This window comes from Streptomyces sp. SKN60 (assembly GCF_026236535.1).
GTDB lineage: Bacteria > Actinomycetota > Actinomycetes > Streptomycetales > Streptomycetaceae > Streptomyces.
On record NZ_JAHTMW010000001.1, the window covers coordinates 54822 to 78495 of the forward strand.

A 23674-nucleotide genomic window follows, 5' to 3' on the forward strand; every position below is an offset into this window, starting at 1 on the left:
GAGCGGTGGGGTGATTGGCTGTTTTCCCTCCCCCTGACGATCCCGAGCGGCATGCTCAGGGCCATGGGAAGAAACAGCCAGCGCCGCCGGAGCGCACGCGCCGCTCGGGCAGCACACGACCTGAGGCCCGACCTCTCCGAGATCTCCCGGGTCCGAACCCAGAAGCGCCTGCGGGCGGACATCGCCACCTGGATGGAGAACCCCTCGAAGGGCCCCGGAGGGTCCTTCCTCGAAGGTGAGCATCCCTCCGACCCCACCATGGTCATGGCGATCCTCATGGCCTGGCTCGTCGGGGCAAGGGAGCAGATCACCGAGGATCAGGCCCGGGACACCGTCCTCTGGGTGTCGGACAACCTGGGAATCCAGCACGCCGACCTTCTCCAGGTGTCGGGGTTCATCGGCCACCCGGACGCCCCCGACCTGACCCTGAACCAGGCGGTGGAGCACTACGGAGACCCGATGGCCTTCGTCCTCTCCATGGTGCTGCTGTCCGGCGGTCTGGTCGCCGCGGTCGGCGACGGGGACCCGAACTGGCTCAAGCAGTTCGACCTGACGTCCTGAACGTATTCGGCCTCTGCCCGGAGTACCGGCCCGTCCGCTCACGCATCGCTCACGCACGAGCCCCCGAACGACGGAGCGCCCCGCCCGGAAGAATCCGGTCGGGGCGCTCCGTAGCAGGTCAGAGGGGATCCCCTCGCCTGCCTCGCGTAGGCCGTGTGGGACTCGAACCCACAACCAATGGATTAAAAGTCCACTGCTCTGCCAATTGAGCTAACGGCCCGTGGCACGGGCACTCCCGTGCAGCATAGCCGGAGAGCTTCCCGAAACCGATCGGGTATCGGCCCCGGAGCGCCGTGCGGCGCCGGAAGAGCGGAACGCCCGCGTCCCCCCTTCGTGGGGGACGCGGGCGTTCGGGCGTGGGCTACGAGGCGTCAGCCGTTGCGCTTCCAGCGAGGCTTGTCGTCGCGGCGGAAGCCGTTGCGGTCGTCGCGGCGGTGGTCGTCGCGGCGGCCGAAGGGGCGCTCGTCGCGGCGGTCGCGGTTGAACGACGGGCGCTCGTCGCGGCGGTCGCGGTTGAAGGGGCGGTCGCTGCCGCGGTGGCCGCCGGAGGGGCGGTCGTCGCGGCGGAAGCCGCCGCGGTCGTCGCGACGGTCGAAGTCGCGGCGCTCGTCGCGGTTGAAGGACGGGCGGTCGTTGTCGCGGCGGAAGCCGCCACGGTCGCCACCGCGGTCGTCACGACGGTCGCGGTTGAACGACGGGCGGTCGTTGTCACGACGGTCCCGGTTGAACGACGGACGGTCGTTGTCGCGACGGAAGCCACCGCGGTCGTTGTCCCGGCGCTCGTCACGGCGGAACGACGGGCGGTCGTTGTCACGACGGAAGCCGCCACGGTCGCCACCGCGGTCGTCACGACGGTCGCGGTTGAACGACGGACGGTCGTTGTCCCGGCGGAAGCCGCCACGGTCGTCACGACGGTCGTTGTCCCGGCGGAACGGCGGGCGCTCATCGCGACGCTCCTCGCGGCGCTCCGCGTCGCGGCGCTCCTGGCGGGCGCGCTCGGCCTCGGCGGCGGCAGCGGCCGCGGCGAGCTCGGCCTCGGCGGCCTCGGCCACCTCGGCGACGGCGGCGTCCGGGTCCTCGCCGCGCTCGCGGGCGGCGCGGGCGACCAGACGGTCGGCCTCCTCGCGGAGCTCGACGGCGCGGCGCTGCAGGCGCTCCAGCTGCTTGGTCAGGTCGGCGACCTCGCGCTCGGCCTGCTTGGCGGCGTTGTTCGCGGAGTCGGCCTGGACCTCGGTCAGCGAACGGGCGCCGGTGATCTCGGCGACCTCGGGGTCGAAGGCGCCGGCGCCGCCGACGATGTGGCGCGAGGCGTCGACGCCCGCGTCCTCCATCAGACGGAAGATCTGGCGGCGCTGGTGCGGCAGGGCCAGGGAGACGACCGTGCCGGACTGGCCGGCGCGGGCGGTACGGCCCGAGCGGTGCAGGTAGTCCTTGTGGTCGCCGGCCGGGTCCACGTTGAGGACCAGGTCGATGCCGTCGACGTGGATACCGCGCGCGGCGACGTCGGTGGCGACGAGGACGTTGACGTAACCGTCCTTGAAGTCGGCCAGGGTGCGGGTACGCGCACCCTGGGTCATGCCGCCGTGCAGCGCGTCGGCCTTCACGCCCGACTCGCGCAGCTGCTCGGCGACGCGGTCGGCGCCCAGCTGGGTGCGGACGAAGATGATGGTGCGGCCCTTGCGGGCGGCGATGGCGGCGGTGACCGGGGCCTTGTCCTTCGGCTTCACGACCAGGACGTGGTGGGTCATGGTGGTGACGGCGCCGGCGGACGGGTCGACCTCGTGCGTGATCGGGTTCACCAGGTAGCGCTTGACCAGGCTGTCGATCTCGTTCTCCAGCGTGGCGGAGAACAGCAGGCGCTGGCCGCCGGCCGGCACCTGGTCGAGCAGCTCGGTGACCTCGGGCAGGAAGCCCAGGTCGGCCATCTGGTCGGCCTCATCGAGGACGGCGACCTGGACCTGCTCCAGGGAGCAGGCGCCGCGGTTGATGATGTCGCGCAGCCGGCCCGGGGTGGCGACGAGGATGTCGACGCCGCGCTCCAGGGCGTAGATCTGGTTGCCCATCGACGTACCGCCGCAGACGACCTTCATACGGAGGCCGAGCACGTCGCCGTACGGCTGGAGGGCGTCCGCGACCTGCATCGCGAGCTCACGGGTCGGGGTGAGGATGACGCCGCGGGGCTTCTTCTTCTCGGTCTGGCCGTCGGCCAGGGTGGCGAGCAGCGGGAGGCCGAAGGAGAGGGTCTTGCCGGAGCCGGTACGGCCGCGGCCGAGGATGTCCTTGCCGGCCAGGGCGTCCGGGATGGTCGCGGCCTGGATCGGGAAGGGGGTCGTCACGCCGTTCTGGGCGAGCTTGCGCACGACGCCCTCGGGGAGACCCAGGTCACCGAAGGTGATCTCCGGGACCTCGGGGGTCTCGTCGGCGTCGGTCACGTCGGCGTCGGTGTCAGTGTCGGCGTCGAGCTCGGCGTCGAGGTCGAGATCGGTGTCGAGCTCGGCGTCGAGGTCGGCCTCGACGGCCGCGGCCGTGTCGACGATCTCGTCGTTCTCGGGCATGACGGCGTGATCAGAAAAAATGGACATGCGAAATGCGAAACCTTCCGGAGTCTCGGCACGCGCCCGTCAACTCCGTGTTTCGCACTACGGACCGCCTCAATGCGGTCAGCCACGGCAAGGGAGAGTACGCGCCAGTCACGGCGCTCTTCGGTCTTGGCGCCGGGCAAATGGGATCAAACGATCTACCACCATACGCACTCTCCCCCACCCAAGGCAAACCGATCCCCGTCACACCGGTCCGGCCTGCGGCGATGCCTCCGGCTCCTTGGCCCGACCCGGCCCGTCGGCCGCCCGCATCGCACCCAGATGGGTGTCCGCGCCGGGCGTCGTCGTCGGCGTCTCGGAGACGGTCGGCTCGGGCGTCGGCTCCTGCGTGGGCTCCGGGGTCGGCTCCTGGGTCGGCGAAGGCGTCGGGTCCACCGGCGGCGGGGTCTCCCCGCCCGGCTCGCCCGAACCGCCGCCCGCCGTCGTGGCGCCCGGCTCCCCGCCCGGCGGCTGCTGCGGCTTCGGCGCCCCGCCGGGGCCCTGCACGCCCGGCGCACCGGACGGCGTGACCGACGCGCTCGGCGAGCCGCTCGGCACCGGCGTCTCCGTGCCCTCGCCGTCCGGGTCCGGGCCGCTGCGGCCCGTACGGTCGTAACCGCTCCCGCTGTGGCCGCCGGACAGACCGCCGTCGGCCGCGGTCCCGGCCGCCTCGCCCCGCTTCCCCGCGGACGTGCTGGGCGCCGGCTTCGCCCCGTCGTCGCTCACACTCATACAGCCGCTCAGGCCCGCGCAGGCGGCGACCGCCAACGCGGCGGCGGCCCATCGAACGGGGGTGGGCAAATGGCGCACGGAGGCACCTCCAGGACATGACAGGCAGGAACGGGACGCTGGTCGAACGCGTCGCCCTGCCCAACTCCCCCGGCGCCGCAAGGGACACGCCCGAAAAGCACCCCTCTCGCCCGGGTACGCGCCAGTCGGCTCCCCGCCCGCCTGCCCGGTCCCGGTCCGGCCCCGGCCCCGGTCAGCCGTAGCCGAGCGCGTGCAGCCGCTCGTCGTCGATGCCGAAGTGGTGGGCGATCTCGTGCACGACGGTGATCTCGGTCTCCGCGACCACGTCCTCGCGCGACTCGCACATCCGCAGCGTCGGCCCCATGTAGATCGAGATCCGGTCCGGCAGCACCCCGGCGTACCACTCGCCGCGCTCGGTCAGCGGCGTTCCCTCGTAGAGGCCGAGCAGCTCGGGGTCGTCCGGCGAGGGCTCGTCCTCGACGAACACGGCGACGTTGTCCATCAGCCGGGTCAGTTCGGGCGGGATCCGGTCCAGGGCTTCGGCGACGAGCTCCTCGAACTCCTCGCGCGTCATCTCCAGCACGCGCCCATTCTCCCCCTCCGGGAAACCGTTTTGGCGATAGCGGCTGCCATCCCATATGCTTCTCACGTCCCCGACGCACTGAGAAGTGCGCAGGTGAGCCTCTAGCCCTCATCGTCTAGTGGCCCAGGACGCCGCCCTTTCAAGGCGGTAGCACGGGTTCGAATCCCGTTGGGGGCACGCATTACCGTGTGCGACACTAGTGATCGCGCACAAGCTTGGCTCTGTGGAGCAGTTGGTTAGCTCGCCACCCTGTCAAGGTGGAGGTCGCGGGTTCAAGTCCCGTCAGAGTCGCTGAAGCTGGAAACAGCTTCGTGGCTGGGTAGCTCAGTTGGTACGAGCGATCGCCTGAAAAGCGATAGGTCGCCGGTTCGACCCCGGCCCCAGCCACAACCGGAAGGCCCCGTTCTCACGAACGGGGCCTTCCTCGTTCCTAGACCTTCCCGGCCTTCCCGGCCTTCCCGGCCTCCTCAGCCTTCTCGGCCTCCTCGGCGTCTTCCTCCTGCCGAGTCCCCCGCCGGGCGCGCCACGCGAGCGCGCCCGCCACCACCGCGACCACGGCCGCCAGCAGGGCCCAGTCCGGGACCGAACGGCCGAGGTCGGAGACGCGCTCCTCCACGGCGAAGGAATCGTCGACCGACAGCAGCCCGGGCAGCGCGGTGGTGCCGTCGAAGACGAGGAAGAGAGTGCCGAGGGCGATGAAGAAGAAGCCCGAGAGCAGCGAGGTCGAGTGGGCCTCGAAGCGGCCGATACGGATCGGGCGGCCGCGCAGCCAGCGCCGCCGGCCCAGCTCGTAACGCTCCCAGAGCAGCGCGAGCACGAACAGCGGGACGGCCATGCCGAGCGCGTACACGGCGAGCAGCAGACCGCCGTAGACCGGGTTGCCGCCGAGCGCGGCCACGGTGAGGACGCTGCCGAGGATGGGGCCCGCGCAGAAGCCGGCGAGGCCGTAGACCAGGCCCAGGGCATAGACGGAGAAGGCCGTCGTGGGGCGGATCCGGCCGCTGACCTCGCTCATCCGGCGGGACGCGAAGCCCAGACCGAGGATCTGGAGCACGCCGAGGGCCACGATCGTCCAGCCGCCGAGGGCCACAAGCAGATCGCGGTGGCCGTAGAAGAGGCGGCCGGCGAAGGAACCGGCCGCGCCGAGCGGGACGAGGGTGGTGGCCAGGCCCGCGTAGAAGATCCCGGTCCGGGCCACCAGCTTGGCCCGGGTGTCCATGGAGTACGCGAAGAAGGCCGGCAGCAGCAGGGCGCTGCACGGGCTGAGCAGGGCGAGCAGCCCGCCGAGGAAGGCGGCGAAGTAGCCGATGCCGGAGGTCACTGCTTGCCCTGCTCGGCAGCAGGCTTCTCGGCGGCAGGCTTCTCGGCAGCCGACTTCTTGGCAGCCGCCTTCGCCGCCGCCTCGATCGCCTGGGTGAAGGCCTCCATGGGCTGGGCGCCGGCGATCGGGCGGCCGTTGATCAGGAAGGACGGGGTCGACGTCGCGCCGATGGAGTAGCCCTGCTCCTGGTCCTTGCTCACCGCCGCGCGGGCCGCCGAACCGTCCGCGTCGCGGGCGAAGCGCGCGAGGTCGGCGACCCCGGCCTCCTTCGCGAGGGCGGTCAGGCGCTCCTTGCCGAAGCCCTTCTCCTTGGACCCCGGCGCGTACGCCGCCTTGTGGAACTCCCAGAACCGGCCCTGCTGCCCGGCCGCCCACGAGGCGCGGGCCGCCGCCTCCGACTCCTCGCCGAAGATCGGGAAGTTGCGCCACTCGATGCGCAGGGTGCCCGCGTCGACGTACTTCTTCACCAGCGCCGGCTCGGTGTCACGGGCGAACTTCCCGCAGAAGCCGCACTTGAAGTCGGCGTACTCGATGAGGACCACCGGCGCGTCGGCCCGGCCCATCGCGAGCTTGTCGGCGGCGTCCCGGCGGGCGTACGCCTCCAGCTCCGGGTAGACGCCGTCGGCCGGGTCGGCGGACACCTCGGCGACCGCGCCACCGCTCCCGGAGGCCCCGGAGGACGCGGAGGGCGATGACGGCTTGGTGGTGGCGTACGAGGCGAGGCCGAGCAGCGTCGCGGCAAGGACGACACCGGCAACGATCACCACGGGCTTGGACTTGCTGGTCTTGGACTTGGGCATGCTGAAGCGCTCCTGAGACGGGAGAGAAAGGACGGACGGCGAAGGAAAGGCGCCCGACTAGACCCGCAGGATCGACAGCTCCATCGGTGACGGCGGTACGAGCTCCGGCGGCGCCCGCCCCGCCCGTACGTCCACCACGTCCTGGTCCGCGCCCCAGGCCCCGCACGGCGTCCGCTCCCCCGCGAGCGCCGGCAGCAGCTCGCCGAAGGCGTGCCCGCGCGGCGGTACGGCGGGGGCGGCGGCGCCTTCCTCGGCGCCGTGGCTCTGGCCGCAGCCGGGAGCGGCGGGGCCCGAGAGCACCGGACCGGCCTGCACGGACTCCGCGACGCCCATCGCCCCAGCCGCGCTCACCGCCCCGCACACCACAAGCCCCAGCACCAGCCCCGCGAGCGCCGCGAACGCCACAACGGCGCGCGGGACCGGAATGCGAGGCATGCGGAAACCTTTCGGGGCGGTGCTGGGCGGTGTGTCCGAAATACTACGCAGAGGCGTGGCGCAGCCCTCGTAAATCGGTTCGCCGCTTCTCCGCCGCAGGTGCGATCCTGGATCCCGTATGTCTACTTCCTTCGCCGCCCTCCAGACCGTCCTGGCCGAGGTCTCGCTGCGGGACTCGCACCGGCTCGGCCGCCGTCTCGAAGGCGCCCGCCGCATCCGCAAGCCCGAGGCCCGCGAGGCCGTCCTGGACGAGATCGCCGTCGAGGCGGCCAAGGCCAAGGAGCGCGTCGACGGGCGCGCCTCCCGCGTGCCCCCCGTCACGTACCCCAAACAGCTCCCGGTCTCGCAGAAGAAGGACGAGATCGCCGAGGCGATACGCGACCACCAGGTCGTGATCGTCGCCGGTGAGACCGGCTCCGGCAAGACCACGCAGATCCCGAAGATCTGTCTGGAGCTGGGCCGGGGCGTCCGGGGCATGATCGGGCACACCCAGCCCCGCCGGATCGCCGCCCGCACGGTCGCCGAGCGCGTGGCGGAGGAGCTCCGCACGCCCCTCGGCGAGGCGGTCGGCTGGAAGGTGCGGTTCACCGACCAGGTGAACCCCGACGCGACCTTCGTGAAGCTGATGACGGACGGCATCCTGCTCGCCGAGATCCAGACGGACCGCGAGCTGCGCGCCTACGACACGATCATCATCGACGAGGCCCACGAGCGGTCCCTCAACATCGACTTCCTGCTCGGCTATCTGGCCCAGCTGCTGCCGAAGCGCCCCGACCTCAAGGTCGTGATCACCTCCGCGACCATCGACCCCGAGCGCTTCTCCCGCCACTTCGGCGACGCGCCGATCGTCGAGGTCAGCGGGCGTACGTACCCGGTCGAGGTCCGCTACCGCCCGCTCCTGGAGGAGGACAGCGACGAGGCGGACCGGGACCAGATCACCGCGATCTGCGACGCCGTCGACGAGCTGCAGAAGGAAGGACCGGGCGACGTCCTGGTCTTCCTCTCCGGCGAGCGGGAGATCCGTGACACGGCGGACGCGCTGACCAAGAAGAAACTCTTCAATACGGAGATCCTCCCCCTGTACGCCCGGCTGTCGCACGCCGAGCAGCACCGGGTCTTCCAGGCGCACTCCGGCCGCCGGATCGTGCTCGCGACGAACGTCGCGGAGACCTCGCTCACCGTCCCCGGCATCAAGTACGTGATCGACCCGGGCACCGCGCGCATCTCGCGCTACTCGCACCGCACCAAGGTGCAGCGGCTGCCCATCGAGCCGGTCAGCCAGGCCAGCGCCAACCAGCGCAAGGGCCGCTGCGGCCGTACGTCGGACGGCATCTGCATCCGGCTGTACTCGGAGGACGACTTCCTCACCCGTCCCGAGTTCACGGACGCGGAGATCCTCCGGACGAACCTGGCCTCCGTCATCCTCCAGATGACCGCGGCCGGCCTCGGCGACATCGAGAAGTTCCCCTTCATCGACCCGCCGGACCACCGCAACATCCGGGACGGCGTCCAGCTCCTCCAGGAGCTGCACGCCCTCGACCCGGCGCAGAAGGACCCGCGCAAGCGGCTCACGGACACCGGCCGCAAGCTGTCCCAGCTGCCGGTGGACCCGCGGCTCGCCCGGATGGTCCTGGAGGCCGACCGCAACGGCTGCGTCCGCGAGGTCATGGTGATCGCGGCGGCGCTGTCCATCCAGGACCCGCGCGAGCGGCCGTCCGACAAGCAGGCGCAGGCCGACCAGCTGCACGCCCGCTTCAAGGACGAGACCAGCGACTTCCTCGCCTTCCTGAACCTCTGGCGCTACGTCCGCGAGCAGCAGAAGGAGCGCGGATCGTCCTCCTTCCGCCGGATGTGCAAGCAGGAGTACCTGAACTTCCTGCGGATCCGCGAGTGGCAGGACATCTACTCCCAGCTGCGCACGGTCGCCAAGCAGATGGGGATCCACCTCAACGAGGAGGACGCGCCCGAGCAGTCCATCCACGTCTCCCTCCTCTCCGGCCTGCTCTCCCACGTCGGTCTGAAGGACGTGAAGGAGTCCAAGGACGGCGCGAAGAGGGACGGCGGCCGGGATCCGAAGCGCGAGGGCGGCGGCGGCCGGAACGAGTACCTGGGCGCCCGCAACGCCAAGTTCGCGATCTTCCCCGGCTCCGCGCTCTTCAAGAAGGCCCCGCGGATGGTCATGTCCGCCGAGCTGGTGGAGACCTCGCGGCTCTGGGCCCGGGTCAACGCGCGGATCGAGCCCGAGTGGGTCGAGCCGCTGGCCCAGCACCTGGTGAAGAAGACGTACAGCGAGCCGCACTGGGAGAAGGACCAGGCCGCGGTCATGGCCTTCGAGAAGGTCACGCTGTACGGCGTGCCGATCGTCGCCGACCGCAAGGTGAACTACGGCCGGATCGACCCCGAGGTCTCCCGCGAGCTGTTCATCCGCAACGCGCTCGTCGAGGGCGACTGGCGCACCCACCACAAGTTCTTCGCCGACAACCGCAAGCTGCTCACCGAGGTCGAGGAGCTGGAGCACCGGGCCCGCCGCCGGGACATCCTGGTCGACGACGAGACGCTCTTCGACTTCTACGACAAGCGGGTGCCCGAACACGTCGTGTCCGGGGCGCACTTCGACTCGTGGTGGAAGCACAAGCGCCACGAGGAGCCGGAGTTCCTGGACTTCGAGCGCGAGATGCTGATCAACGAGAAGGCGGGGGCGGTCACCAAGGCCGACTACCCGGACTCGTGGCGGCAGGGCGCGCTGAAGTTCCGGGTGACCTACCAGTTCGAGCCGGGCGCGGACGCGGACGGCGTGACCGTGCACGTACCGCTCCAGGTGCTCAACCAGGTCACCGACGAGGGCTTCGACTGGCAGATCCCCGGTCTGCGGGAAGAGGTCGTCACGGAGCTCATCCGCTCCCTCCCGAAGCCGATCCGCCGCCACTACGTGCCGGCGCCGAACTTCGCCGGCCGGTTCCTCGACGCCGTCGTGCCCGTGCAGGAGCCGCTCACGTCGGCGCTCACGCGCGAGCTGCAGCGGATGGTCGGCGTGCCGCTGACGGCCGAGGACTTCGACTGGGCGAAGGTCCCCGAGCACCTCAAGATCACCTTCCGGATCGTCGACGAGCGGCGCCGCAAGCTGGCCGAGGACAAGGACCTGGAGGCGCTGAAGCTGAAGCTGCGCCCGAAGGCCCGCCAGGCGCTCTCCAAGGCCGCCGCGGCGGCCACGGGCGGCCGGGACGGCTCCGGGCCCTCCCTGGAGCGCACGGGCCTGAAGGACTGGACGATCGGGACGCTCACCCGGGTCTTCGAGACCAAGCGCGGCGGGCAGCCGGTCAAGGCCTACCCGGCCCTGGTCGACGAGGGCGACAGCGTCGCCGTGCGGCTCTTCGACACCGAGGAGGAGCAGGCGGAGGCGATGTGGCGGGGCACCCGGAAGCTGATCATGCTGAACATCCCGGTGAACCCGGCGAAGTTCGCCTCCGACCGGCTGACCAACCAGCAGAAGCTCGCCCTGTCGGCCAACCCGCACGGCTCGATCCAGGCCCTCTTCGACGACTGCGCCACCGCCGCCGCCGACCGGCTGATCGCGGACCACGGCGGCCCGGTGTGGGACGAGGAGTCCTTCCGGAAGCTGTACGACAAGGTGCGCGCCGATCTGGTGGAGCTGACCGTACGGACGGTGAGCCAGGTCCAGCAGGTGCTGGCCGCCTGGCAGGCCTGCGAGCGGCGCCTGAAGGCCACGAACAGCCCCGCCCTGCTCCGTAACCTCCAGGACGTGCGTACGCAGCTCTCCTGGCTGATGCCGGCCGGTTTCGTGACCCGTACGGGTCTGAAGCGGCTGCCGGACCTGATGCGCTACCTGGTGGCGGCGGACCGGCGGCTGCAGCAGATGCCGACGGGCGTGCAGCGGGACACCACCCGGATGGAGAAGGTGCACGAGATGCTGGACGAGTACGCCTGGCTGCTCGAACAGCTCCCGAAGGGGCGCCCGGTGCCGTCCTCGGTCACGGACATCCGCTGGATGATCGAGGAGCTGCGGGTGAGCTACTTCGCGCACGCGCTCGGCACGGCGCACCCGGTGTCGGACAAGCGGATCGTGAAGGCGATCGACGCGGCCGTGCCGCAGCCCGCCCGGTAGACCCGGGCGGTAAGCCGGTCCGGCAGCCGGTTCGACCGCACCCCCTGACCTGCTGTACTCTTTTCCTCGCAGCCACGGTTCACCGGCTGCGATGGCTCTGTGGAGCAGTTGGTTAGCTCGCCACCCTGTCAAGGTGGAGGTCGCGGGTTCAAGTCCCGTCAGAGTCGCAGCAGAGAAACGAGAAGGCCCGCACCGATCGGTGCGGGCCTTCTTGCGTTCCCGGGAGCCAGGGACCAAGGTCCCCCCAAGGAGTGACCATCGCCGTGGCGGCGGGCCCCCTTGGGGTGGAAGGCTGTTCTGGGGCAAGGCTTTGACGATGTGACGGGTGTCACTCAATCAGTTTTCGGAACGGCCGAACTTACACCCCTCCTACATGCCCCAGATTTAATATGTGCAATTGCACCCGGTCTACGCGGGTGAACCGGGACATAAAAAGATCGCACCGGACCCGGCGGAGTCCAGTGCGATCGATGACGGGGGACCTGTTGGGGCAGGTCGCGCGTCGGCAGAGCTTGGGGTGAGCGGCCCGGGTTGGGGGACCCGGAAGTGCCCGGTACTGCAGGGTGTTACGGGGTGTTGCGCGTGTCGCGGGCGCCTCAGGCCTCGCTGCGCTGCTGCGGAATGCCCGCCAGCAGGGCGCGGACCTCGGCCTCGCGGTACCGGCGGTGTCCACCCAGGGTGCGGATGGACGTGAGCTTGCCGGCCTTGGCCCAGCGAGTCACCGTCTTCGGGTCCACGCGGAACATGGTCGCAACCTCGGCAGGGGTCAGCAGCGGCTCGGCATCAGGGGTGCGAGCGGTCATGAGCGGCCTCCTCGGGAGAACCGAACCATCTCGGTTCTTTCCTCTAAATTCTGCACCTTGACCCGCCTTGCCCGAAATGGCGGAAGCGGGTCGAGTCGGTTATAGGACGAACGGCTTGTCCTCGGCACTACAACTACACCATCCGTCCAGCCACGTCGGCCAAACCGATGGAATTGCCCTCGCAGGTGTTCATCAGCGGCGGAAGTCGATGGACCATGCCATAACGGACAGTCACGCCACTGTGACGATCAGTCACAGAGCGATCAGGAGTCCTCAGACCCCCCATAGAGTGCAATGTCGAGCGTTCCGCCCATACTTGGACGGAAGGAACCCTCCCCGGACTCCTTGTCCTATTTTGGCACGAGGGTGGGCGATGGGCGCAAGGGTGCGTTAAGTGCTGTCCGTCACGCTTGGGTCAAAGGCCCGGATCGGGACCAACGTCCTACCCGACGGCAGGAGCCGGCGTCCAGCCATGAAGATCATTTACATCAGGTCGACATGTCCTGTCGATGATCAATTGGCGAACTGCAGGTTGTGCACGGCCTTCCAGCGCTCCGCGAACCGCCCGTAGGCCTCCTGCGCGCCCGGCCCGTCACCCGCCCGCAGCGCCTCGATCCCGGCCGCCACGTCCGCCGCCGAGCGGTCCGCGTCCAGCGCCTCCGCCGGGAGGACGTGCACCAGACCGCCGTAGTCCAGCTCCACCAGGGCCCGCGGATGGAACTCCTCCAGCCAGCGCCCCACCTCGATCAGACTCTCCGTCATCGGCCCCTCCGCGATCGCCGCGCGCAGCGCCTTCAGCGCCCGCGCCAGCCGCCGCCGCGCCTGCACCATCGGCGTCCGGTAACGGAACACCGGCCCGGCCCCCTCCCCCGCACCCGCGCCCGCACCCGGCTCGTACTCCCGCTCCTCGTCCGCGAACAGCGCGAACCAGGCCGGCGGCACCCGCCACACCGCGCTGCGGATCCACGGCCGCGCGTCCGGGTTCCGCTCCAGCCACCGCTCGTGGTCCGCCGCCGCCTGGGCCCGCACCACCGGCGGCAGCATCGCGTCCAGGACCGGCGCCGGCAGCGTGCCGCCCACCAGCTCCTCCATCGCCAGCCAGCCGCGCAGCCGGGTCCGCCACGGACACACCAGGACCACCCCGTCGACCTCCGCCACGAAGGCGTCCGCGCTCTCGTGCACCGGCACCGGGACCGGCGGCACCGGCACCAAGTCCGCCAGCGAGCGGCGCAGTTCGTCCTGGACGCCCGGCGGGTCCGCCCGCCGCGCGTAGCGCGCCCAGTGGCCCCGCTCCGGCTCCGGGAACGCGGCCAGCGGCTCGTACACCCGCAGATAGGCGGCATAGGGGACGAGCACCGAGGAGGGGACCGACATGTCGCAAATCCTTCCACGCGCGTACTCCGCGAGGGGGTGATCCTCAGCACTGCGCCCCTGCTACGGCCAGGTAGGACTTACCCTCATGGCGACCTGGTCCCACCCCCACCCACAGGGGGGACCTTCCGCCGCTTCTTACTTGGGAGTCACCACCGTGACCGATGTGACCGGCGTGCCCGACGTAGTGCACACCCTGTTCCACTCCGCGCAGGGCGGCCACGAGCAAGTCGTGCTGTGCCAGGACCGCACCACGGGCCTCAAGGCCGTCATCGCCCTCCACAACACCGCTCTGGGCCCCGCCCTCGGCGGCACCCGCTTCTACCCGTACGCCACCGAGGCCGAGGCGATCGCCGACGCGCTCAACCTCTCCCGCGGCATGTCGTACAAGAACGCCATGGCCGGTCTCGACCACGGCGGCGGCAAGGCCGTCATCATCGGCGACCCGGAGCAGATCAAGACCGAGGAGCTGCTCCTCGCCTACGGCCGCTTCGTCGCCTCCCTCGGCGGCCGCTACGTGACGGCCTGCGACGTCGGCACCTACGTCGCCGACATGGACGTCGTCGCCCGGACCAACCAGTGGACCACCGGCCGCTCCCCCGAGAACGGCGGCGCCGGCGACTCCTCCGTCCTCACCGCCTTCGGCGTCTTCCAGGGCATGCGCGCCTCCGCGCAGCACCTGTGGGGCGACCCCACCCTGCGCGGCCGCAAGGTCGGCGTCGCGGGTGTCGGCAAGGTCGGCCACTACCTGGTCGAGCACCTGATCGCCGACGGCGCCGAGGTCGTGATCACCGATGTGCGCGAGGAGTCGGTGCGCCGGATCACCGAGAAGTTCCCGCAGGTCACCGTGGTCGCCGACACCGACGCGCTGATCCGCGTCGAGGGCCTGGACGTCTACGCCCCGTGCGCCCTGGGCGGCGCGCTCAACGACACGACCGTCCCGGTGCTCACCGCGACCGTCGTCTGCGGCGCGGCCAACAACCAGCTGGCCCACCCCGGCGTCGAGAAGGACCTGGAGGCGCGCGGCATCCTCTACGCGCCCGACTACGTGGTCAACGCCGGTGGCGTGATCCAGGTCGCCGACGAGCTGCACGGCTTCGACTTCGACCGCTGCAAGGCCAAGGCCACGAAGATCTTCGACACCACCCTGGAGATCTTCGCACGTGCGAAGTCGGACGGAATTCCGCCGGCCGCGGCGGCCGACCGGATCGCCGAGCAGCGGATGGCCGAGGCACGTCAGGCCTGAGCCCGGCCCGGGCTTGACAGGTCCGGCCCGATGATCGATCAAACGGCGTGGGCGATTCGCGGGGCTTTCGCGAGACTTCGCTCACGCCGTTCGGCGGGTCGGACCTCAAGAAGAGGTTAAAATCGCGATTGACCAGCGAGGACGGGGCACCTCGATGGTTCTGTACCGGGGTATGTGATGCGCGCGGCGTACCGTAGACCGACGGAAACAGGTACCGTTGAAGCCCTACGGACCGGTCTCTCTTTCGAGAGTCCGTTCCGGATCATGAACGCGTGTCAAGACTCTGGGGCCAGAGAGCCCCGTCACCGAGGGGGTCGAGCCATGGGGCGCGGCCGGGCAAAGGCCAAGCAGACCAAGGTCGCCCGCCAGCTGAAGTACAGCAGCGGCGGGACTGACCTGTCGCGTCTGGCCAACGAGCTGGGCGCTTCGACTTCGAGCCAGCCGCCGAATGGCGAGCCGTTCGAGGACGACGACGAGGAAGACGACCCGTACGCGCAGTACGCGGATCTCTACAACACGGACGACGAGGACGAGGACGACGAGTCCGGTCCGGCGTCCACTCAGCGTCGCGCTTGACCTTCTGAACATGGAAACCCGGTCCGGGGTAACCGGACCGGGTTTCTGCGCTGTCCGTGACCATCGGGAACGGCATGCGACCAACGGAAAAGGGGGCCCCTGAGGGCCCCCTTTTCCGTAGCTGCTCCTACTTGGCGTAGTCGCCGATCAGCTCGGCGCCCGTCGCCTTGTCGCCGCGCTCCGTGATCTCGCCGGCCACCCACGCGTCGACCCCGCGGTCGGCCAGCGTGGTCAGGGCCGCGTCCACGGACTCGGCGGGGACCACGGCCATCATGCCGACGCCCATGTTCAGGGTCTTCTCCAGCTCCAGGCGCTCCACCTGACCGGCCGTGCCGACCAGGTCGAAGACGGCGCCCGGGGTCCAGGTCGAGCGGTCCACGACGGCGTGCAGGCCGTCCGGGATCACCCGGGCCAGGTTGGCGGCCAGGCCGCCGCCGGTGATGTGGCTGAAGGCGTGCACCTCGGTGGTGCGGGTGAGCGCCAGGCAGTCCAGGGAGTAGATCTTGGTGGGCTCCAGGAGCTCCTCGCCGAGGGTCCGGCCGAACTCCTCGACCTGCTGGTCGAGGGCCATGCCGGCGCGGTCGAAGACCACGTGCCGGACGAGCGAGTACCCGTTGGAGTGAAGACCGGAGGACGCCATCGCGATGACGGCGTCACCCGTACGGATGCGATCCGAGCCGAGCAGCCGGTCGTACTCGACGACGCCCGTGCCGGCGCCGGCGACGTCGAAGTCGTCCGGGCCGAGCAGGCCGGGGTGCTCGGCGGTCTCGCCGCCGACCAGGGCGCAGCCGGCCAGGACACAGCCCTCGGCGATGCCCTTGACGATGGCGGCGACCCGCTCGGGGTGCACCTTGCCGACGCAGATGTAGTCCGTCATGAACAGCGGCTCGGCGCCGCTGACCACGATGTCGTCCATGACCATGGCGACCAGGTCGCGGCCGATGGTGTCGTACACGCCCATCTGACGGGCGATGTCGACCTTCGTGCCCACACCGTCGGTGGCGGAGGCGAGCAGCGGGCGCTCGTAGCGCTTGAGGGCGGAGGCGTCGAAGTAGCCGGCGAAGCCGCCGAGGCCGCCGAGGACCTCGGGGCGCTGGGTCTTCTTCACCCACTCCTTCATGAGCTCGACGGCGCGGTCGCCCGCTTCGATGTCGACGCCCGCGGACGCGTAGGAGGCACCGGTGGTCTGAGACATGGGTTCAGAGCTTTCGTGTCGTTACTGCGGTACTGCGGGGGTCTTACGGGCGGCGGAGCGCGTCGGCGGCCGCGGTGGCGGCGGGGCCGGCGGCCAGCTCGGTCTCCAGGAGCTGCTTGCCGAGCAGCTCGGGGTCCGGAAGCTCCATCGGGTACTCGCCGTCGAAGCAGGCCCGGCAGAGGTTGGGCTTGGCGATGGTGGTCGCCTCGATCATCCCGTCGAGCGAGATGTACGAGAGCGAGTCCGCGCCGAGCGACGTGCCGATCTCCTCGACCGACATGCCGTTGGCGATCAGCTCCGCGCGGGTGGCGAAGTCGATGCCGAAGAAGCAGGGCCACTTGACCGGCGGGGAGGAGATCCGGATGTGGACCTCGGCGGCGCCGGCCTCGCGGAGCATCCGGACCAGCGCGCGCTGGGTGTTGCCGCGGACGATCGAGTCGTCGACGACCACCAGGCGCTTGCCCTTGATGACTTCCTTGAGGGGGTTCAGCTTCAGCCGGATGCCCAGCTGGCGGATGGTCTGCGAGGGCTGGATGAAGGTCCGGCCGACGTACGCGTTCTTGACCAGGCCGGCGCCGAACGGGATGCCGGAGGCCTCCGCGTAGCCGATCGCGGCCGGGGTGCCGGACTCCGGCGTCGCTATCACCAGGTCGGCCTCGACGGGCGCCTCCTTGGCGAGCCGGCGGCCCATCTCCACGCGGGAGAGGTAGACGTTCCGGCCTGCGATGTCGGTGTCGGGGCGCGCCAGGTACACGTACTCGAAGACACAGCCCTTGGGCTTCGCTTCCGCGAATCGAGAGGTACGGATGCCGTTCTCGTCGATCGCGATCAGCTCGCCCGGCTCGACCTCGCGGACGAAGCTGGCGCCGCAGATGTCGAGGGCGGCGGACTCGGAGGCGACCACCCAGCCGCGCTCCAGCCGGCCGAGCACCAGCGGGCGGATGCCCTGCGGGTCACGGGCCGCGTAGAGGGTGTGCTCGTCCATGAAGACGAGGGAGAAGGCGCCCCGGACCTCGGGGAGGACCTTCGCGGCCGCCTGCTCGATGGTGAGCGGCGTGCCGTCCTCGTCGACCTGGCCCGCGAGCAGCGCGGTGACCAGGTCGGTGTCGTTGGTGGCGGCGACCTGGGTGGACCGGCCCTCCTTCTTGGGGAGGTCGGCGACCATCTCGGCGAGCTGCGCCGTGTTCACCAGGTTGCCGTTGTGGCCGAGCGCGATCGAGCCGTGGGCGGTCGCCCGGAACGTCGGCTGCGCGTTCTCCCACACGGAAGCCCCGGTGGTCGAGTAGCGGGCGTGACCGACCGCGATATGACCTTGAAGGGAACCGAGAGAAGTCTCGTCGAAGACCTGGGAGACAAGTCCCATGTCCTTGAAGACGAGGATCTGGGAGCCGTTGCTCACCGCGATTCCCGCGGATTCCTGACCCCGATGCTGGAGGGCGTAGAGCCCGAAATACGAGAGCTTTGCGACCTCTTCACCCGGAGCCCAGACACCGAAGACGCCACAAGCGTCCTGGGGGCCTTTCTCACCGGGGAGCAGATCGTGATTGAGTCGACCGTCTCCGCGTGGCACGTTTCCGAGTGTAGACGGGCTCGCCCACTGGTCCGAATTGAGGAAATGCGGAGGTGGGGATACTCGTGCGATCGCACGAGGAGATCAACTCCGGCTCGGAGAGGGCTACGAAGCAGGCGGGGTAAGGGATTCCGGCCCACGGGACCCGGCGAGCGGACGCTCGTACCAGGCCCGGGGCCGCCCCGCGATGTGACGGACGCCGCAGTCCGCGTCCGCTCAGCGGGCGGTCGCGGTCGCCGTGAGGCCCTCGCCCGAGGCGTCGGTGAGGGTCAGCGTTCGGTGGTTCAGCCGATACGAGAGCGGGCCGTCCAGGAGCTCGTACAGCCGCGTCTCCAGGGCCATCTCCGGGCCCGTGCAGATCATCCGGGTCGTCGCCGTCGGGCCCTCGACGGTCAGGGTCCGGGCCTTCTCGTCGACGCGGACGGCGGCGGAGAAGTTGTTGCAGCCCAGGTTGCCGGTGGCCCGGCCGTCGGCGCCGAGGACGAGCCGCGCCTTGGACCCGCTGCCGGCCGGCAGGGAGGAGGCCGTGCCGTCGTCGTCGCCTCCCGAGACGAGGCCGTCGACCTTCCAGGTGGTGCCGAGCAGCGGCGCGTCCGCCTCGGCGGTCAGCTCCACGCTGTTGCGCCCGTCGGCCGAGGCGAGGACCAGCGACGTCCCCGACTGCTTCCCCTTGAGCTCGCCGGTGAACGCCTTGAGCAGCGCCGTCTCGAACCGCTGCCGGTCGTCGGGGCAGCCGATGGCCGTGACCGGGCCCGGGGAGACGGTGAGGGTGTCGCCCTTCACGGCGACGTCGGCGCCGAAGCCGTTGCAGCCGGAGGTGCCGTGGGCCTGGCCGTTCTTCTCGAAGTCCAGCTGCGCACCGGCCGGGGCGACCGAGCGGACGCCGTCCACCGTGGCCGCGGCGATCGTCCACGAGGTGCCCGCGACGGGCAGATCGGGCGAGCCGGCGCCGCCGCCGGGGCCCGTGCCCTGTCCCGTACCGCAGGCGGAGAGAAGGAGGAGAAGAGCGAGAGCTGTTCCGGCGGTTCCGGCGGTTCCGGCGGTTCCGGCGAGGACGCGGGGCTTCTTCATGGCGGTGGGACGGAGGCCGCAGCCATACGGTTCCGGTCCACGGCCCCGGGTCAGCCCATCAGCGGCAGCAGCCCACCCAGATCGGCCCGCTCCCCGCTCGCGCTGACCCGCGCCGCGTCCAGCTCCACCGCCCAGTCCGCCCGCCCGGTCGCGAGCCGCACCCAGGTCAGCGGGTCCGTCTCGATCACGTTCGGCGGGGTGCCCCGGGTGTGCCGGGGGCCCTCGACGCACTGCACCACCGCGTACGGCGGGATCCGCACCTCCACCGCGCCGCCGGGGGCCTTCGCGGCGAGGGTGTCGGCGAGGAGGCGGACGCAGGCGGCGAGCGCCTGCCGGTCGAAGGGGACGTCCGGGACGTCGGGCCCGGTCGCCGCGTTCAGGTCGTCGGTGTGGACGACGAGTTCGACGGTCCGGGTGACCAGGAAGTCGCCGAGCCGCATCGCGCCGAACCGGGTCGGGACGAGCCGCTCGTCCGACACGCCCGCGATCGCCTCCTCGTACCGCGCGAGCGTCCGCGCGTACAGCTCCGGCAGATCGCCCGTGCCGATCGCCCGGGTGTCCTCGTCGATGCTCCGCGCCGCCGTCGCCGTGGCCAGGGGCCAGTCGACCAGGGCGAGTTCCCGCCGCGCCGGCTCGGGCTCCGTGAGCTTCCTGGCCAGGGACGCGAGCACCATCGTCAGGTGCGCCGCCAGCTCCCGTACCGTCCACTCGCCGAGCCGCGTCGGCCCCTCCAACTGCTCGGGCGTCAGCGCGCTCACCGCCTCCCGTACGTTCCGGAACTGGGCCAGGACGGCCGCCCGGGTCCGGGCGGAGTCGTAGCTGCGGGCGCGCTTCTTGGCAGGTGGCATGGGCCGAGGCTAACGCCGAGACTGGGAAGGAAAGGACGGGAGTCACTCGCAGCGAAGGCAGGCGACGGGACCATGACCCATCACGAGCACCCCGATGCCGCGTTGGTACGGCGGGGCTACGAAGCGTTCAGCACCGGAGACATGGAGACGCTCGCCTCCCTGATGACCAGCGACTGCACGCACCACTCGCCCGGCGAGAGCCAGATGTCCGGGCACTTCAAGGGCCGGGACAACGTCCTCGCCCACTACGGACAGCTCATGGAGCTCACCAACGGCACCTTCCGGGTCGAGGTGAAGGGCATCTACCCGGACGGCCGCGGCCATGTCATGTCGGTGCACAAGTGGCACGCCGACGGCACCGACCGGGGCATCGAGATGGAGGGCGGCCTCTTCTTCACCTTGATCGGCGGCAAGATCTCCGACATCGACGAGTGCGTGGCGGACATCGTCGAGTCGGACGCCTTCTGGGGCACGGGCTGACAGCACGGAGCCCCCACCGCGAGGGTGGGGGCTCCGTTCCGTACGGATCCGGGGACCGATCAGGCCAGCAGGCCCGGGATCGTCGCCTCGTGCGCGGCGCGCAGCTCCTCCAGGGAGGCGCTGAACTCGCCCTGGACCTCCACCGAGTCGCCGTCGACGACGCCGATCCGGGTCGCCGGCAGACCCCGCGCACCGCACATGTCGGTGAAGCGGAGCTCCTCGCTGCGCGGGACGGACACGACCGCGCGGCCGGCCGACTCGCTGAAGAGGAGGGTGAAGGCGTCCAGGCCCTCGGGCACGACCAGGCGCGCGCCGTTGCCGCCGCGCAGGCAGGACTCGACGACCGCCTGGACCAGACCGCCGTCGGACAGGTCGTGCGCCGCGTCGATCATGCCGTCGCGGGAGGCCGAGATCAGGATCTCGCCGAGCAGCTTCTCCCGGTCGAGGTCCACGGCCGGCGGGAGACCGCCGAGGTGCTGGTGGATCACCTCGGACCAGGCCGAGCCGCCGAACTCCTCCTTGGTGTCGCCGAGCAGGTAGAGGAGCTGGCCCTCTTCCGCGAAGGCGATCGGGGTGCGGCGGGTGACGTCGTCGATCACACCGAGGACGGCCACGACGGGCGTCGGGTGGATCGCCACGTCACCGGTCTGGTTGTACAGCGAGACGTTGCCGCCGGTGACCGGGGTGCCCAGCTGGAAGCAGCCGTCCGCGAGACCGCGGGTGGCCTCGGCGAACTGCCACATGACGGCCGGGTCCTCGGGCGAGCCGAAGTTCAGGCAGTCGGAGATGGCGAGCGGCTTGGCGCCGGAGGCGGCGACGTTGCGGTACGCCTCCGCGAGCGCGAGCTGGGCGCCGGTGTACGGGTCGAGCTTGGCGTACCGGCCGTTGCCGTCGGTCGCCATGGCCACGCCGAGGTTGGTCTCCTCGTCGATGCGGACCATGCCGGCGTCCTCGGGCTGGGCGAGCACGGTGTTGCCCTGCACGAAGCGGTCGTACTGGTCGGTGATCCAGGACTTGGAGGCCTGGTTCGGGGAGCCGACCAGCTTGAGGACCTGCTCCTTCAGCTCGGCGCCGTCCTGCGGGCGGGCCAGCTTGCCGGCGTCGTCGGCCTGCAGCGCGTCCTGCCACTCCGGGCGGGCGAACGGGCGCTGGTAGACCGGGCCCTCGTGGGCGACGGTGCGCGGCGGGACGTCGACGATCTGCTCGCCGTGCCAGAAGATCTCCAGGCGCTCGCCGTCCGTCACCTCACCGATGACGACCGCGATGACGTCCCACTTCTCGCAGATCTCCAGGAAGCGGTCGACGTGCTGCGGCTCGACGATCGCGCACATGCGCTCCTGCGACTCGCTCATGAGGATCTCCTCGGGCGAGAGCGTCGCGTCGCGCAGGTGCACCTTCTCCAGGTCGACCCGCATGCCGCCGGTGCCGGCCGAGGCCAGCTCGGAGGTGGCGCAGGACAGACCGGCGCCGCCGAGGTCCTGGATGCCCGCGACCAGCTTCTCCTGGAAGATCTCCAGGGTGCACTCGATGAGGAGCTTCTCCTGGAACGGGTCGCCGACCTGGACCGCGGGGCGCTTCGTCGGCTTGCTGTCGTCGAAGGTCTCCGAGGCGAGGACCGAGACGCCGCCGATGCCGTCGCCGCCGGTGCGAGCGCCGTAGAGGATGACCTTGTTGCCGGGGCCCGAGGCCTTGGCGAGGTGGATGTCCTCGTGCTTCATGACGCCGATGCAGCCGGCGTTGACCAGCGGGTTGCCCTGGTAGCAGGAGTCGAAGACGACCTCGCCGCCGATGTTGGGCAGGCCCAGGCAGTTGCCGTAGCCGCCGATGCCGGCGACGACACCGGGCAGCACGCGCTTGGTGTCGGGGTGGTCGGCGGCGCCGAAGCGCAGCGGGTCGACCACGGCGACCGGGCGGGCACCCATGGCGAGGATGTCGCGGACGATGCCGCCGACGCCGGTGGCCGCGCCCTGGTAGGGCTCGATGTACGAGGGGTGGTTGTGCGACTCGACCTTGAAGGTGACCGCGTACCCCTGGCCGACGTCGACGACGCCCGCGTTCTCGCCGATGCCGACGAGCATGGCGTCGTTCTGCGGGGCCTTCTCGCCGAACTGCTTCAGGTGGACCTTGCTGCTCTTGTAGGAGCAGTGCTCGGACCACATGACGGAGTACATCGCGAGCTCGGCGCCGGTGGGACGGCGGCCGAGGATCTCGCGGATGCGCGCGTACTCGTCCTCCTTGAGGCCGAGTTCCTTCCAGGGCTGCTCGACGTCGGGCGTCTCGGTGGCGTGCTTGACGGTGTCGAGGCTCATCAGGCGTTGACCAGCTTCTTGAGGATCGAGGTGAAGAAACCGAGACCGTCGGTCTTGCCGGTTCCGATCAGCGGCTCGACGGCGTGCTCGGGGTGCGGCATGAGGCCGACGACGTTGCCCGCGGCGTTGGTGATGCCCGCGATGTCGCGCAGCGAGCCGTTGGGGTTCATGTCCAGGTAGCGGAAGGCCACCCGCCCCTCGGCCTCGAGCTCGTCGAGCGTGCGCTCGTCGGCGACGTACCGGCCGTCCATGTTCTTGAGCGGGACCTCGATCTCCTGGCCCTCGGTGTAGTCCGAGGTCCAGGCGGTCTCCGCGTTCTCCACCCGCAGCTTCTGGTCGCGGCAGATGAAGTGCAGGTGGTTGTTGCGCAGCATGGCACCCGGCAGCAGGTGGGCCTCGGTGAGGATCTGGAAGCCGTTGCAGATGCCGAGGACGGGCATGCCCGCCTTCGCCTGCTCGATGATCGTCTCCATCACCGGCGAGAAGCGGGAGATGGCTCCGGCCCGCAGATAGTCGCCGTAGGAGAAGCCGCCCGCGAGGACCACCGCGTCGACCTGCTTGAGGTCCTTGTCGCGGTGCCACAGCGAGACGGGCTCGGCGCCCGCGAGGCGGGCGGCGCGCAGCGCGTCCTGGTCGTCCAGCGTTCCGGGGAACGTGACGACGCCGATGCGTGCGGTCACGACTCCACCTTCACGGTGAAGTCTTCGATCACGGTGTTGGCAAGGAAGGTTTCGGCCATCTCATGGATGCGGGCGAGGGCGGCCTCGTCGACCGGTCCCTCCACCTCCAGCTCGAAGCGCTTCCCCTGGCGGACGTCGGCGATCCCGTCGAACCCGAGGCGGGGCAGTGCACGCTGCACCGCCTGTCCCTGCGGGTCGAGGATCTCCGGCTTGAGCATGACGTCGACTACGACGCGTGCCACTGGCACTCCCGGTGGTGTGTTGCGTGGGCGGTTCCCTCAGCGTACCTGCCTCCAAATTCTACGCGGGTAGAAGTCTGAAGGATCCTACAAAGGGCAGGGAAACGACCGGGCCGATGAATTCGGGCGGAATA

20 protein-coding genes and 5 tRNA genes are annotated in these 23674 nt (G+C 70.4%); 9 read left to right on the forward strand and 16 right to left on the reverse strand.

Annotated elements, in window-relative coordinates:
• The first annotated feature begins 63 nt into the window (after positions 1-63).
• Positions 64-561 (forward strand): hypothetical protein, encoded by a 498-nt coding sequence (locus KV205_RS00235; protein WP_265861174.1) that lies wholly within the window; start codon positions 64-66, stop codon positions 559-561.
• Positions 562-708: 147 nt separating this feature from the next.
• Here the strand turns inward: KV205_RS00235 and KV205_RS00240 are convergent.
• The 4 genes from KV205_RS00240 to KV205_RS00255 all read right to left on the reverse strand — a co-directional run bounded on the left by KV205_RS00240 (position 709) and on the right by KV205_RS00255 (position 4473).
• Positions 709-781 (reverse strand) — tRNA-Lys (locus tag KV205_RS00240).
• A gap of 151 nt (positions 782-932) precedes the next feature.
• Positions 933-3143 carry a DEAD/DEAH box helicase gene (locus tag KV205_RS00245; RefSeq protein ID WP_265861175.1) on the reverse strand — a complete coding sequence of 737 codons (2211 nt, stop codon included), beginning with the start codon at positions 3141-3143 and terminating at the stop codon, positions 933-935.
• Positions 3144-3344: 201 nt separating this feature from the next.
• Entirely contained in the window at positions 3345-3872 is a 528-nt protein-coding gene (locus tag KV205_RS00250; RefSeq protein WP_265861176.1) for a hypothetical protein, read from the reverse strand.
• Between the two features lie 250 nt (positions 3873-4122).
• Entirely contained in the window at positions 4123-4473 is a 351-nt protein-coding gene (locus KV205_RS00255; protein WP_265861177.1) for a metallopeptidase family protein, read from the reverse strand.
• Between the two features lie 104 nt (positions 4474-4577).
• On the opposite strand from KV205_RS00255, the gene KV205_RS00260 reads away from it, so the two are divergent.
• The 3 genes from KV205_RS00260 (at position 4578) to KV205_RS00270 (ending at position 4860) form a co-directional block, all read left to right on the forward strand.
• Positions 4578-4650, forward strand: a tRNA-Glu gene (locus KV205_RS00260).
• A gap of 40 nt (positions 4651-4690) precedes the next feature.
• Positions 4691-4764, forward strand: a tRNA-Asp gene (locus KV205_RS00265).
• A gap of 22 nt (positions 4765-4786) precedes the next feature.
• Positions 4787-4860: transfer RNA gene (locus KV205_RS00270), tRNA-Phe, on the forward strand.
• Positions 4861-4903: 43 nt separating this feature from the next.
• Here the strand turns inward: KV205_RS00270 and KV205_RS00275 are convergent.
• Genes KV205_RS00275 through KV205_RS00285 form a run of 3 tightly spaced genes read right to left on the reverse strand, consistent with a single transcriptional unit; the run spans position 4904 to position 7029 of the window.
• On the reverse strand, positions 4904-5794 hold the full coding sequence (locus KV205_RS00275) for a cytochrome c biogenesis CcdA family protein (protein WP_265861178.1): 891 nt from the start codon (positions 5792-5794) through the stop codon (positions 4904-4906).
• Positions 5791-6594, reverse strand: coding sequence for a thioredoxin domain-containing protein (locus tag KV205_RS00280; RefSeq protein ID WP_265861179.1), 804 nt, complete (start codon positions 6592-6594; stop codon positions 5791-5793). The genes KV205_RS00275 and KV205_RS00280 overlap by 4 nt, the downstream gene beginning before the upstream one ends.
• Positions 6595-6651: 57 nt before the next feature.
• Positions 6652-7029 (reverse strand): hypothetical protein, encoded by a 378-nt coding sequence (locus KV205_RS00285; RefSeq protein WP_265861180.1) that lies wholly within the window; start codon positions 7027-7029, stop codon positions 6652-6654.
• A gap of 118 nt (positions 7030-7147) precedes the next feature.
• Between KV205_RS00285 and hrpA the strand changes: the two genes are divergently transcribed.
• Entirely contained in the window at positions 7148-11152 is a 4005-nt protein-coding gene (hrpA, locus tag KV205_RS00290; protein ID WP_265861181.1) for an ATP-dependent RNA helicase HrpA, read from the forward strand.
• 93 nt (positions 11153-11245) lie between these two features.
• A tRNA-Asp gene (locus KV205_RS00295) sits at positions 11246-11319 on the forward strand.
• 429 nt (positions 11320-11748) lie between these two features.
• On the opposite strand, the gene bldC is transcribed toward KV205_RS00295, so the two are convergent.
• Both bldC and KV205_RS00305 read right to left on the reverse strand, forming a co-directional pair.
• Entirely contained in the window at positions 11749-11955 is a 207-nt protein-coding gene (bldC, locus tag KV205_RS00300) for a developmental transcriptional regulator BldC (RefSeq protein ID WP_003949541.1), read from the reverse strand.
• A gap of 513 nt (positions 11956-12468) precedes the next feature.
• On the reverse strand, positions 12469-13329 hold the full coding sequence (locus tag KV205_RS00305) for a hypothetical protein (RefSeq protein ID WP_265861182.1): 861 nt from the start codon (positions 13327-13329) through the stop codon (positions 12469-12471).
• A gap of 154 nt (positions 13330-13483) precedes the next feature.
• On the opposite strand from KV205_RS00305, the gene KV205_RS00310 reads away from it, so the two are divergent.
• Together KV205_RS00310 and KV205_RS00315 are read left to right on the forward strand one after the other, a co-directional pair.
• Positions 13484-14572 carry a Glu/Leu/Phe/Val dehydrogenase dimerization domain-containing protein gene (locus KV205_RS00310; RefSeq protein WP_265861183.1) on the forward strand — a complete coding sequence of 363 codons (1089 nt, stop codon included), beginning with the start codon at positions 13484-13486 and terminating at the stop codon, positions 14570-14572.
• Positions 14573-14893: 321 nt separating this feature from the next.
• A complete protein-coding gene (locus tag KV205_RS00315) occupies positions 14894-15148 on the forward strand; it encodes a DUF3073 domain-containing protein (RefSeq protein ID WP_265861184.1) in 255 nt (84 codons plus the stop codon).
• Positions 15149-15275: 127 nt separating this feature from the next.
• On the opposite strand, the gene purM is transcribed toward KV205_RS00315, so the two are convergent.
• The 4 genes from purM to KV205_RS00335 form a co-directional block, all read right to left on the reverse strand.
• The gene (gene purM, locus KV205_RS00320) at positions 15276-16343 is read right to left on the reverse strand and encodes a phosphoribosylformylglycinamidine cyclo-ligase (RefSeq protein ID WP_265861185.1); all 1068 of its coding nucleotides are present in this window, start codon (positions 16341-16343) and stop codon (positions 15276-15278) included.
• A gap of 43 nt (positions 16344-16386) precedes the next feature.
• The gene (purF, locus tag KV205_RS00325; protein ID WP_265861186.1) at positions 16387-17913 is read right to left on the reverse strand and encodes an amidophosphoribosyltransferase; all 1527 of its coding nucleotides are present in this window, start codon (positions 17911-17913) and stop codon (positions 16387-16389) included.
• A gap of 216 nt (positions 17914-18129) precedes the next feature.
• On the reverse strand, positions 18130-18984 hold the full coding sequence (locus KV205_RS00330; RefSeq protein WP_265861188.1) for an META domain-containing protein: 855 nt from the start codon (positions 18982-18984) through the stop codon (positions 18130-18132).
• A 50-nt stretch (positions 18985-19034) separates the two neighbouring features.
• Complete coding sequence (locus KV205_RS00335; protein ID WP_265861191.1) at positions 19035-19832, reverse strand: maleylpyruvate isomerase family mycothiol-dependent enzyme; 798 nt, start codon at positions 19830-19832, stop codon at positions 19035-19037.
• A gap of 72 nt (positions 19833-19904) precedes the next feature.
• Here KV205_RS00335 and KV205_RS00340 point away from each other — a divergent pair, with 72 nt between their 5' ends.
• Complete coding sequence (locus KV205_RS00340) at positions 19905-20312, forward strand: nuclear transport factor 2 family protein (RefSeq protein ID WP_265861192.1); 408 nt, start codon at positions 19905-19907, stop codon at positions 20310-20312.
• A 59-nt stretch (positions 20313-20371) separates the two neighbouring features.
• Here the strand turns inward: KV205_RS00340 and purL are convergent, their stop codons facing one another.
• The 3 genes from purL to purS are packed head-to-tail and all read right to left on the reverse strand — an operon-like array spanning position 20372 to position 23543.
• Entirely contained in the window at positions 20372-22621 is a 2250-nt protein-coding gene (gene purL / locus KV205_RS00345) for a phosphoribosylformylglycinamidine synthase subunit PurL (protein ID WP_265861194.1), read from the reverse strand.
• Positions 22621-23301 (reverse strand): phosphoribosylformylglycinamidine synthase subunit PurQ, encoded by a 681-nt coding sequence (gene purQ, locus KV205_RS00350; RefSeq protein ID WP_265861196.1) that lies wholly within the window; start codon positions 23299-23301, stop codon positions 22621-22623. The genes purL and purQ overlap by 1 nt, the downstream gene beginning before the upstream one ends.
• Positions 23298-23543 carry a phosphoribosylformylglycinamidine synthase subunit PurS gene (gene purS / locus KV205_RS00355; protein WP_137994413.1) on the reverse strand — a complete coding sequence of 82 codons (246 nt, stop codon included), beginning with the start codon at positions 23541-23543 and terminating at the stop codon, positions 23298-23300. Before purS ends, purQ begins: the two co-directional genes overlap by 4 nt.
• Between the last annotated feature and the right edge of the window lie 131 nt (positions 23544-23674).